Source organism: Streptomyces sp. NPDC058086 (genome assembly GCF_042885015.1).
Lineage (GTDB): Bacteria > Actinomycetota > Actinomycetes > Streptomycetales > Streptomycetaceae > Streptomyces.
Genome location: NZ_JBHVST010000021.1, coordinates 121,574 through 132,642 on the forward strand (window position 1 = coordinate 121,574; position 11,069 = coordinate 132,642).

Genomic DNA, 11,069 nt, shown 5'->3' on the forward strand with positions numbered 1-11,069 from the left:
GAGGATGTATTCAGACTCGCGGCGCTCCGGAGGCACTCATCGGAGGACTCCCGAACGGCTGTCGGAGGACTCAGGCGGCCGTCACGGCGGCCCTGATCTCCTCCGCGAAGCGCTCCGCGGACGCCCGCAGCGCGATCACGTCGGGACCGTGACGAAGAACACCCCGGCTCACGTTCGGCACGACATTGCGCACCGCCGCCCCGAAGACGCCCGCCAGATCGGCCGCCGTGGCTCCCTGGGCGCCGATGCCGGGCGCCAGGAGCGGTCCGTTGATGTCCAGGTCGTAGGAGGAGAGATCACCCAGCGTGGCGCCGACGACCGCGCCGAAGGACCCCAGGGGCGTCTCTCCCACGTTCTCGGCGGCGAGGTGGGCCAGCATGGTCGCTCCGACGTTACGACCGTCCCCGCGGACCGCGTGCTGCACCTCGCCGCCCTCCGGGTTGGAGGTGAGCGCGAGCACGAAGAGCCCGGCGCCGCTCTCGCGCGCCAGCTCCACCGCGGGCTTCAGCGAGCCGTAGCCCAGGTACGGCGACACGGTCAGCGCGTCCGAGAACAGGGGCGCGTCCTTGCGCAGGAAGGTCTCCGCGTACGCGGCCATGGTCGAGCCGATGTCGCCGCGCTTGGCGTCCATCACGACCAGTGCCCCGGCCGCCCGCGCCTCCTCGACCGACTTCTCCAGGACGGCGATGCCGCGCGACCCGAACCGCTCGAAGAACGCGCTCTGCGGCTTGAGGACCGCGACCCGCTCGGCCAGCGCCTCGACGACGGTGCGGCTGAACCTCTCCAGGCCCGCGATGTCGTCGTTCAGGCCCCAGTCGGTGAGCAGGGAGGCGTGCGGGTCGATGCCGACGCACAGCGGGCCGCGCTCGTCCATTGCGCGGCGAAGACGTGCGCCAAAGGGTTCCAGGCTCATGCGGACTTCCTCACGTCGGCGCCGACCGCGTCGGCGAGGGTGGCGTACGGGCTGGTACGGAGGCGGGCGGCGAGCCCCTTGTGGATCGCCCGGCCCCAGAAGGGGCCCTCGTAGATGAACGCGCTGTACCCCTGGACCAGCGTGGCGCCGGCCAGGATGCGCTGCCAGGCGTCCTCGGCGTTCTCGATGCCACCGACGCCCACCAGGGTGATCCGGTCGCCCACGCGCGCGTAGAGGCGGCGCAGCACCTCCAGGGAGCGTGCCTTCAGCGGCGCGCCCGAGAGTCCGCCGGTCTCCTTGACGAGCGAGGGGTCGGACTTCAAACCGAGTCCGTCGCGCGCGATGGTGGTGTTCGTGGCGATGATCCCGTCCAGGCCGAGCTCGACGGCGAGGTCGGCGACCGCGTCGACGTCCTCGTCGGCGAGGTCGGGCGCGATCTTGACGAGCAGCGGCACACGCCGGTCGGTGACCGCGCGGTCGGCGGCCTCGCGGACGGCGCTCAGCAGCGGCCGCAGTGCCTCGGTGGCCTGCAGGTTGCGCAGGCCGGGCGTGTTCGGCGAGCTCACGTTCACCACGAGGTAGTCCGCGTGCCGGGCGAGCCGCTCGGTCGACTTCACGTAGTCGCCGACGGCCTCCTCCTCGGGGACGACCTTGGTCTTGCCGATGTTGACGCCCACGACGGTCCTGAAGACGGGCGTACGGGCCCTCAGGCGCTCGCTGACGGCCGCGGAGCCCTCGTTGTTGAATCCCATGCGGTTGATCAGCGCCCGGTCCGGCACAAGGCGGAACAGCCGCTTCTTGGGGTTGCCCGGCTGCGGCTCCCCCGTGACCGTGCCGATCTCGATGTGGTCGAAGCCGAGCATCGACATCCCGTCGATCGCGACGGCGTTCTTGTCGAAGCCCGCCGCGAGCCCGAAGGGACCGTGCATCCGCAGGCCGAACGCCTCGGTCCGCAGCTCCTTGTGGCGGGGCGCGAGCGCCGCGGCGATGAACGTACGCAGCACGGGGATACGGGCGGCGAGCCGGATCCAGCGGAAGGCGAGGTGGTGGGCCTGCTCGGGGTCCATCCGCTTGAAGACCAGCCGGAAGAAAAGCTTGTACATGTCTCAGTGTCCTCTTGAAGCTCTCGGTGTCCTCGTGAAGCCTCATGAGCCTCATGAAGAGGGGGACACCGTTTCCGGTGTCCCCCTCAGGGCTGCCAGGGCCTCCCCGGCGGATCTTGCCGGGGTCGCGGGGTCTGGCACGCACGGCCGTGCTGAAGGGGTGCCGTGACTCGCGACCGGCCTGATCCGCCGGGCAGGCCCTAGTCGCGGGCCGCTGTCAGATGTCCGGCGTGTTCCTGGAGTGAGCGGACGCCCACGTCGCCGTGGTTGAGCGCGTCGATGCCCTGGACGGCGGCGGCGAGCGCCTGGACGGTCGTCAGGCACGGCACGGAGCGTGCCACCGCGGCCGTACGGATCTCGTAGCCGTCGAGGCGGCCACCGGTGCCGTACGGCGTGTTGACAATGAGGTCGACCTCGCCGTCGTGGATCAGCTGGACGATGGTCCGCTCGCCGTTGGGGCCGGTGCCCTCGGACTGCTTGCGCACGATCGTCGCGTTGATGCCGTTGCGCTTGAGCACCTCGGCCGTGCCGGAGGTGGCCAGCAGCTCGAAGCCGTGCGCGACCAGCTCGCGCGCCGGGAAGATCATCGAGCGCTTGTCGCGGTTGGCGACCGAGATGAAGGCGCGGCCCTTCGTCGGCAGCGGACCGTAGGCGCCCGCCTGGGACTTGGCGTACGCCGTGCCGAAGACGGAGTCGATGCCCATGACCTCACCGGTGGAGCGCATCTCCGGGCCGAGGACTGTGTCGACGCCGCGCCCGTGGATGTCGCGGAAGCGCGACCACGGCATGACGGCCTCCTTGACGGAGATCGGCGCGTCGAGCGGCAGCTCACCGCCGTCGCCGTGTGCGGGGAGCAGCCCCTCGGCCCGCAGCTCGGCGACGGTCGCGCCCAGCGAGATCCGGGCGGCGGCCTTCGCCAGCGGCACCGCGGTCGCCTTCGAGGTGAAGGGGACCGTGCGCGAGGCGCGCGGGTTGGCTTCGAGGACGTACAGGATGTCGCCCGCCATCGCGAACTGGATGTTGATCAGGCCACGGACCCCGACACCCTTCGCGATGGCCTCGGTGGAGGCCCGCAGCCGCTTGATGTCGAAGCCGCCCAGCGTGATCGGCGGCAGCGCGCACGCCGAGTCGCCGGAGTGGATACCGGCCTCCTCGATGTGTTCCATGACGCCGCCGAGGTACAGCTCCTCGCCGTCGTACAGCGCGTCCACGTCGATCTCGATCGCGTCGTCGAGGAAGCGGTCGACGAGAACCGGCCGGGAGGGGCTGATCTCGGTCGACTCGGCGATGTAGGACGACAGCCGGGTCTCGTCGTACACGATCTCCATGCCGCGCCCGCCGAGGACGTACGACGGCCGTACGAGGACGGGGTAGCCGATCTCGTCCGCGATGGCCTTGGCCTCGGCGAAGGTGGTGGCGGTGCCGTGCTTGGGGGCCGGGAGACCGGCCTCCGCGAGGACGCGTCCGAAGGCGCCGCGGTCCTCGGCGGCGTGGATCGCCTCGGGGGACGTGCCGACGACCGGCACGCCGTTGTCCTTGAGCGCCTGGGCCAGGCCCAGTGGGGTCTGGCCGCCGAGCTGGACGATGACACCGGCGATCGGGCCGGCCAGCGACTCCGCGTGGACGATCTCCAGCACGTCCTCGAGCGTCAGCGGCTCGAAGTACAGGCGGTCGGAGGTGTCGTAGTCCGTGGAGACGGTCTCGGGGTTGCAGTTGACCATCACGGTCTCGTAGCCCGCCTCGCTGAGCGCGAAGGAGGCGTGGACGCAGGAGTAGTCGAACTCGATTCCCTGGCCGATGCGGTTCGGGCCGGAGCCCAGGATGATCACCGCGGGCTTCTCGCGCGGCGCGACCTCCGTCTCCTCGTCGTACGAGGAGTAGAAGTACGGGGTCTTCGCCGCGAACTCGGCGGCGCAGGTGTCGACCGTCTTGTACACCGGGCGCACACCCAGCGCGTGCCGCACCTCGCGCACGACGTCCTCGCGCAGCCCGCGGATCTCGGCGACCTGGGCATCGGAGAAGCCGTGCCGCTTGGCCTCGGCGAGCAGCTCGGGGTCGAGCTTGTCGGCGGCGGCCAGCTCGTCCGCGATCTCCTTGATCAGGAAGAGCTGGTCGACGAACCACGGGTCGATCTTCGTCGACTCGAAGACCTCCTCGGGCGTGGCGCCCGCGCGGATGGCCTGCATGACGGAGTTGATCCGGCCGTCGGTGGGCCGCACCGCCTCTTCCAGGAGAAGGGCCTTGTCACCGGGCTCGCCGACGAACGTGAACTGGCTGCCCTTCTTCTCCAGCGACCGCAGCGCCTTCTGCAGCGCCTCGGTGAAGTTGCGGCCGATCGCCATGGCCTCGCCGACCGACTTCATGGTGGTCGTCAGGGTGGAGTCGGCGGACGGGAACTTCTCGAAGGCGAAGCGCGGGGCCTTCACGACCACGTAGTCGAGCGTCGGCTCGAAGGACGCCGGGGTCTTCTCCGTGATGTCGTTCGGGATCTCGTCGAGCGTGTAGCCGACGGCGAGCTTCGCGGCGATCTTGGCGATCGGGAAGCCGGTCGCCTTGGAGGCGAGCGCCGAGGAGCGCGACACGCGCGGGTTCATCTCGATGACGATGATGCGGCCGTCGTCGGGGTTCACCGCGAACTGGATGTTGCAGCCGCCGGTGTCGACGCCGACCTCGCGGATGATCGCGATGCCGATGTCGCGCAGCCGCTGGTACTCGCGGTCGGTCAGCGTCATCGCCGGGGCGACGGTGATGGAGTCGCCGGTGTGGACGCCCATCGGGTCGAAGTTCTCGATGGAGCAGACGACCACGACGTTGTCGTTCTTGTCGCGCATCAGCTCCAGCTCGTACTCCTTCCAGCCGAGGATGGACTCCTCCAGGAGCACCTCGGTGGTCGGGGAGAGCGTGAGGCCCTGGCCGGCGATGCGGCGCAGCTCCTCCTCGTCGTGCGCGAAGCCGGAGCCGGCGCCGCCCATGGTGAAGGAGGGGCGGACGACGACCGGGTAGCCGCCGAGCGTCTCGACGCCCCCCAGGACGTCGTCCATGGAGTGGCAGATCACGGACCGGGCGGACTCGCCGTGGCCGATCTTCGCGCGGACGGCCTCGACGACGCCCTTGAAGAGGTCGCGGTCCTCGCCCTTGTTGATCGCCTCGACGTTGGCGCCGATGAGCTCGACGCCGTACTTCGCCAGCACACCCTGCTCGTGCATGGAGATCGCGGTGTTGAGCGCCGTCTGGCCGCCGAGCGTCGGCAGCAGGACGTCCGGGCGCTCCTTGGCGATGATCTTCTCGACGAACTCGGGGGTGATCGGCTCGACGTAGGTGGCGTCGGCGATCTCCGGGTCCGTCATGATCGTCGCCGGGTTGGAGTTGACGAGGATGACCCTCAGGCCCTCGGCGCGCAGGATGCGGCACGCCTGGGTGCCGGAGTAGTCGAACTCGGCGGCCTGGCCGATGACGATCGGGCCGGAGCCGATGACCAGGACGGACTGGATATCGGTGCGCTTAGGCACGCTGGCCCTCCATCAGGGATACGAAGCGGTCGAACAGGTAGGCGGCGTCGTGCGGGCCGGCTGCCGCTTCGGGGTGGTACTGGACGCTGAAGGCCGGCTGGTCGAGGAGGTGGAGCCCCTCGACGACCTGGTCGTTCAGGCAGACGTGGGAGACCTCGGCGCGGCCGTAGGGGGTCTCGGAGACCTTGTCGAGCGGCGCATCGACGGCGAAGCCGTGGTTGTGCGCGGTGACCTCGACCTTGCCGGTCGTACGGTCCTGCACCGGCTGGTTGATGCCGCGGTGGCCGTACTTCAGCTTGTAGGTGCCGAAGCCGAGGGCGCGGCCGAGGATCTGGTTGCCGAAACAGATGCCGAAGAGCGGGGTCTTGCGGGCGAGGACCTCCCGCATGACGGCGACGGGGCCGTCCGCGGTGGCCGGGTCACCGGGGCCGTTGGAGAAGAAGACCCCGTCGGGGTTCACGGCGTACACGTCCTCGGCCGTGGCCGTGGCGGGCAGCACGTGCACCTCGATGCCGCGCTCGGCCATGCGGTGCGGGGTCATGCCCTTGATGCCCAGGTCGACGGCGGCGACGGTGAACTTCTTCGCGCCGATGGCGGGGACGACGTACGTCTCCTTGGTGGCGACCTCTTCGAAAAGGCTGGCGCCCTTCATCTCGGGCGCCTGGCGCACCTCGGCGAGCATGGTGCCCTCGTCGGGCAGCGCGTTGCCGGAGAAGATGCCGACGCGCATGGCGCCGCGCTCACGCAGGTGACGGGTGAGGGCGCGGGTGTCGACACCGCTGATGCCGACGACACCCTGGCTGCGCAGTTCCTCGTCCAGCGAGCGCCGGGCGCGCCAGTTGGAGGGCACGCGCGCGGGGTCGCGTACGACGTATCCGGAGACCCAGATCCGCTTCGACTCGGGGTCCTCGTCGTTGACGCCGGTGTTGCCGACGTGCGGGGCGGTCATGACGACGACCTGGCGGTGGTACGAAGGGTCGGTGAGAGTCTCCTGGTAGCCGGTCATCCCGGTGGAGAACACGGCCTCGCCGAAGGTCACCCCCACGGCCCCGTAGGCGCGGCCACGGAAGGTCCGGCCGTCCTCCAGGACGAGTACGGCGGGAGCTGCCTTGTGCCTCTGCGAGGCGGCTCCCTGGATGGAGGTCGTCATCGTGCGCCTTCCGTCTTGGTGCTCTTGTTGATCATGTCGTTCAGGGTGTCGACCCACTCGGTGTGCTCGGCCGCGCGGTCCGAGCGGAACCCGGAGTCGATCAGCTTGTCGCCGTGCGCCCAGGTGACGACGAGCAGACCGCCCTCGCTGAGGACCTTCCCGGCGATGCCCTTGCCGAGCAGGGCCTCGCGCAGTGCCTCGGCCGGGATGAAGAAGTCGGTGGCCCCGGGGCGCACGACGTCCAGTCCCGCGTCCGTCAGCGTGAGCTCGACCCGGCTGCGGGTGCCCAGGCCGTGCGCCACGATGCGGTCCAGCCACTGCCCGGCGGTGGTGGAGCCGTGGTAGCGGCCGCTCATCCTCAGTTTCACCGGGCCGGGGTCTTCCGGCATTCCGGGCAGCGGCGGCTTGCCGCCTCCGTTGAGGGTGGTGGCGGGCGACGGGCGGGCGGGCAGCTCCGGCAGGTCACCCTGAAGGGTGCCGCGCCACTTCCAGCCCTCGCGCATCAGCCAGTAGACGAGGGCGACGAACAGGACGAGGCCGACGAGCCAGCCGATCCGGGCGGCCCAGTCGGTCACTTCGGCCGACTTCTGTTCGGCAGCCACGGAGGCGGCCATCGGGATGAGAGGTGTCACGCGAGCTTCCCGTCGACGAGGGTGGCCTTGCCCCGCAGCCAGGTGTGCGTGACCCGGCCCGGCAGCTCACGGCCCTCGTAGGGGGTGTTGCGGCTGCGCGAGGCGAAGCCCGCGGGGTCCACGGACCCACGGTATGCCGTGTCGACGAGCGTGAGGTTGGCGGGCTCACCTGCCGAGACGGGACGGCCGTGGCCCGCGGCCTGCCCGATCCGGGCGGGCTTGAAGGACATGCGGTCGGCGACGCCGGCCCAGTCCAGCAGCCCGGTCTCCACCATCGTCTGCTGGACGACGGAGAGCGCGGTCTCGAGCCCCACCATGCCCATGGCGGCGGCGGCCCACTCGCAGTCCTTGTCCTCGTGCGGGTGCGGCGCGTGGTCGGTGGCCACGATGTCGATCGTGCCGTCGGCGAGCGCCTCGCGCAGCGCCGTCACGTCGCGCTCGGTGCGCAGCGGCGGGTTGACCTTGTAGACCGGGTTGTACGTGCGGACCAGCTCGTCGGTGAGGAGGAGGTGGTGCGGGGTGACCTCGGCGGTGACGTCGATGCCGCGGGACTTGGCCCAGCGCACGATCTCGACGCTGCCGGCGGTCGACAGGTGGCAGATGTGGACGCGCGAGCCGACGTGCTCGGCGAGCAGGACATCCCGGGCGATGATCGATTCTTCGGCCACCGCGGGCCAGCCTCCGAGCCCCAGCTCGGCGGAGACGACGCCCTCGTTCATCTGGGCGCCCTCGGTGAGGCGGGGCTCCTGCGCGTGCTGCGCGACCACACCGCCGAAGGCCTTCACGTACTCCAGGGCCCGGCGCATGATCACCGCGTCGTCCACGCACTTGCCGTCGTCCGAGAAGACGGTGACGCCGGCCGCGGACTCGTGCATCGCGCCCAGCTCGGCGAGCTTCTTGCCCTCCAGGCCGACCGTGACGGCGCCGATGGGCTGCACGTCGCAGTAGCCGTGCTCCTGGCCGAGCCGGTAGACCTGCTCGACCACGCCGGCGGTGTCGGCGACCGGGAAGGTGTTGGCCATGGCGAAAACGGCGGTGTAGCCGCCGCTCGCCGCCGCGCGCGTACCGGTCAGGACGGTCTCGGAGTCCTCACGACCGGGCTCCCGCAGATGGGTGTGCAGGTCGACGAGGCCCGGCAGGAGGATCTTGCCCTCGGCCTCGACGACCTCGGCGCCCTCGTCCGGGAGACCGGTACCGACCGCCTCGATGACGGCACCGTCGATCAGCACGTCCTGCGGCTCGCCCCCGAGCACCTTCGCACCACGGATCAGGATCTTGCTCATGTTCTTACTTCTCCTCGGTACGGGTGTGGGTGACGGCGGGCTCGTTGCCGCCCAGGAGCAGGTAGAGCACGGCCATGCGGATCGAGACGCCGTTCGCGACCTGTTCGACGACGGTGCAGCGGTCGGAGTCGGCGACCTCGGCGGTGATCTCCATGCCGCGGACCATCGGGCCGGGGTGCATCACGATGGCGTGCTCGGGCATCTTCGCCATGCGGTCGCCGTCGAGGCCGTAGCGCCGCGAGTACTCGCGCTCGGTCGGGAAGAACGCCGCGTTCATCCGCTCGCGCTGGACGCGCAGCATCATCACCGCGTCGGACTTGGAGAGGGTGCTGTCGAGGTCGTAGGAGATCTCGCAGGGCCAGGACCCGACGCCGACCGGCACCAGGGTGGGCGGCGCGACGAGGGTGACCTCGGCGCCGAGGGTGTGCAGCAGGTCGACGTTGGAGCGGGCGACCCGGCTGTGCAGGACGTCGCCGACGATCGTGATGCGCTTGCCGGCCAGGTCCTGGCCGATCCCGGCGTCACGGCCGACCAGGCGCCGGCGCATGGTGAAGGCGTCGAGCAGGGCCTGCGTGGGGTGCTGGTGGGTGCCGTCACCCGCGTTGATGACGGCGGCGTCGATCCAGCCGGAGGTGGCGAGCCGGTACGGGGCTCCGGAGGCGCCGTGCCGGATGACGACGGCGTCGACACCCATGGCTTCGAGGGTCTGGGCGGTGTCCTTCAGGGACTCTCCCTTGGACACCGAGGAACCCTTGGCGGTGAAGTTGATGACGTCCGCGGAGAGGCGCTTCTCGGCGGCCTCGAAGGAGATCCGGGTACGGGTCGAGTCCTCGAAGAAGAGATTGACGACGGTGCGGCCGCGCAGGGTCGGCAGCTTCTTGATCGGCCGGTCGGCGACCCGGGCCATCTCCTCGGCGGTGTCGAGGATCAGGACGGCGTCGTCGCGGGTGAGGTCGGCGGCCGAGATGAGATGACGCTGCATCTGTCAGGCTCCGTAAGGCAGTTCAGGAGAATTCGGGCAGGCGGGCGCGCATGGACGCGCACTCGGGGGCGTACGGCGGTGACGTACTCCGGAGTGCTAGTGCTGCGCGTCCGGGGAGGTCCGCTTCGCACCGAGCAGCACGGTGTCGCGACCGTCCTCCTCGGCGAGCTGGACCTTGACCGTCTCCCGCAACGACGTGGGGAGGTTCTTGCCGACGTAGTCGGCGCGGATGGGCAGTTCGCGGTGGCCGCGGTCGACGAGGACCGCGAGCTGCACGGCGCGCGGGCGGCCGATGTCGTTCAGCGCGTCGAGCGCGGCGCGGATGGTGCGGCCGGAGAAGAGCACGTCGTCGACGAGGACGACCAGGCGGCCGTCGATGCCGTCACCGGGGATCTCGGTGCGGGCCAGCGCACGCGGCGGGTGCATGCGCAGGTCGTCGCGGTACATGGTGATGTCGAGCGAGCCCACCGGGATCTTGCGATCGGTGATCTCTTCGAGCTTGTCGGCCAGTCTGCGGGCCAGGAAGACGCCCCGGGTCGGAATGCCGAGGAGCACCACGTCGTCGGCGCCCTTGGCGCGTTCGACGATCTCGTGGGCGATGCGGGTCAGCACCCGCGCGATGTCGGGGGCTTCCAGAACGGGCCGCGCATCGGCTTCGTACTGCTGTTTGTCCTGCTCGGTGTCCATACGAAACGGACCTCCTTCTCCGCCTCACGGGACGGATCATTAAAGGACGTCGGATTTGCGCCATCCACGGTACCAGCCCGACAACACGCCTGATCACCACCCTGTGGGCCACCGCCGGTGACTCCCGCGCGAAGGTCGGTCCGGACCATTCGGCTTGACGGGGAAGAGTAACGCTGCGTAACCTCACAGTGAGTCACCAGAGTCACCAGCCGCGCGGCGGAGCCGCACGTTGATACAGCGTCCGGGGAGCTATATGTCCAGCGAATACGCCAAACAGCTCGGGGCCAAGCTCCGGGCCATCCGCACCCAGCAGGGCCTTTCCCTCCACGGAGTCGAGGAGAAGTCACAGGGACGCTGGAAGGCGGTCGTGGTCGGGTCGTACGAGCGCGGCGACCGCGCCGTCACCGTGCAGCGCCTCGCCGAACTGGCGGATTTCTATGGGGTTCCCGTACAGGAGCTGCTGCCCGGCACCACTCCTGGCGGGGCCGCCGAGCCGCCGCCGAAGCTCGTCCTCGATCTGGAGCGGCTGGCCCACGTGCCGGCCGAAAAGGCGGGTCCTCTGCAGCGTTACGCCGCGACGATCCAGTCCCAGCGCGGTGACTACAACGGCAAGGTGCTGTCGATCCGCCAGGACGACCTGCGCACCCTCGCCGTCATCTACGACCAGTCGCCCTCGGTCCTCACCGAGCAGCTGATCAGCTGGGGCGTGCTGGACGCGGACGCGCGCCGCGCCGTCTCCCACGACGAGGGCTGACCCCTTCGGGGAATTCAGCAGAAACGTGCCGCCGGGGTGGCCGGAACCATGGGTTC

General features: G+C 70.1%; 9 protein-coding genes. 1 reads left to right on the top strand and 8 read right to left on the bottom strand.

All coding sequences use genetic code 11. The features are described 5' to 3' along the window. Positions 1–70 precede the first annotated feature (70 nt). The 8 genes from pyrF to pyrR form a co-directional block, all read right to left on the bottom strand. The gene (pyrF, locus tag ACFVWD_RS19050; RefSeq protein WP_389597441.1) at positions 71–913 is read right to left on the bottom strand and encodes an orotidine-5'-phosphate decarboxylase; all 843 of its coding nucleotides are present in this window, start codon (positions 911–913) and stop codon (positions 71–73) included. Next, positions 910–2,016, bottom strand: coding sequence for a quinone-dependent dihydroorotate dehydrogenase (locus ACFVWD_RS19055; protein WP_389597442.1), 1,107 nt, complete (start codon positions 2,014–2,016; stop codon positions 910–912). The genes pyrF and ACFVWD_RS19055 overlap by 4 nt, the downstream gene beginning before the upstream one ends. Positions 2,017–2,216: 200 nt before the next feature. After that, a complete protein-coding gene (carB, locus tag ACFVWD_RS19060; protein ID WP_389597444.1) occupies positions 2,217–5,525 on the bottom strand; it encodes a carbamoyl-phosphate synthase large subunit in 3,309 nt (1,102 codons plus the stop codon). After that, positions 5,518–6,675: a glutamine-hydrolyzing carbamoyl-phosphate synthase small subunit gene (carA, locus tag ACFVWD_RS19065; protein ID WP_389597445.1), complete on the bottom strand. Its 1,158-nt coding sequence runs from the start codon at positions 6,673–6,675 to the stop codon at positions 5,518–5,520. The genes carB and carA overlap by 8 nt, the downstream gene beginning before the upstream one ends. Then, positions 6,672–7,289: a hypothetical protein gene (locus ACFVWD_RS19070; RefSeq protein WP_389597460.1), complete on the bottom strand. Its 618-nt coding sequence runs from the start codon at positions 7,287–7,289 to the stop codon at positions 6,672–6,674. The genes carA and ACFVWD_RS19070 overlap by 4 nt, the downstream gene beginning before the upstream one ends. 14 nt (positions 7,290–7,303) lie before the next feature. Next, positions 7,304–8,590 (bottom strand): dihydroorotase, encoded by a 1,287-nt coding sequence (locus ACFVWD_RS19075; RefSeq protein WP_389597447.1) that lies wholly within the window; start codon positions 8,588–8,590, stop codon positions 7,304–7,306. 4 nt (positions 8,591–8,594) lie between these two features. Continuing rightward, entirely contained in the window at positions 8,595–9,572 is a 978-nt protein-coding gene (locus ACFVWD_RS19080; RefSeq protein WP_266416365.1) for an aspartate carbamoyltransferase catalytic subunit, read from the bottom strand. A 96-nt stretch (positions 9,573–9,668) separates the two neighbouring features. Then, positions 9,669–10,259, bottom strand: a complete 591-nt coding sequence (gene pyrR / locus ACFVWD_RS19085; protein ID WP_168507278.1) for a bifunctional pyr operon transcriptional regulator/uracil phosphoribosyltransferase PyrR — start codon at positions 10,257–10,259, stop codon at positions 9,669–9,671. Between the two features lie 253 nt (positions 10,260–10,512). On the opposite strand from pyrR, the gene bldD reads away from it, so the two are divergent. Then, positions 10,513–11,013 (top strand): transcriptional regulator BldD, encoded by a 501-nt coding sequence (gene bldD, locus ACFVWD_RS19090; protein ID WP_067366005.1) that lies wholly within the window; start codon positions 10,513–10,515, stop codon positions 11,011–11,013. Positions 11,014–11,069 lie beyond the last annotated feature (56 nt).

Excerpts from the sequence above, each read along its gene's own strand:
- pyrF (WP_389597441.1), bottom strand. The coding sequence starts at position 913 with ATGAGCCTGGAACCCTTTGGCGCACGTCTTCGCCGCGCAATGGACGAG.
- ACFVWD_RS19055 (WP_389597442.1), bottom strand. The coding sequence starts at position 2,016 with ATGTACAAGCTTTTCTTCCGGCTGGTCTTCAAGCGGATGGACCCCGAG.
- carA (WP_389597445.1), bottom strand. The coding sequence starts at position 6,675 with ATGACGACCTCCATCCAGGGAGCCGCCTCGCAGAGGCACAAGGCAGCT.
- ACFVWD_RS19070 (WP_389597460.1), bottom strand. The coding sequence starts at position 7,289 with ATGGCCGCCTCCGTGGCTGCCGAACAGAAGTCGGCCGAAGTGACCGAC.
- ACFVWD_RS19075 (WP_389597447.1), bottom strand. The coding sequence starts at position 8,590 with ATGAGCAAGATCCTGATCCGTGGTGCGAAGGTGCTCGGGGGCGAGCCG.
- ACFVWD_RS19080 (WP_266416365.1), bottom strand. The coding sequence starts at position 9,572 with ATGCAGCGTCATCTCATCTCGGCCGCCGACCTCACCCGCGACGACGCC.
- pyrR (WP_168507278.1), bottom strand. The coding sequence starts at position 10,259 with ATGGACACCGAGCAGGACAAACAGCAGTACGAAGCCGATGCGCGGCCC.
- bldD (WP_067366005.1), top strand. The coding sequence starts at position 10,513 with ATGTCCAGCGAATACGCCAAACAGCTCGGGGCCAAGCTCCGGGCCATC.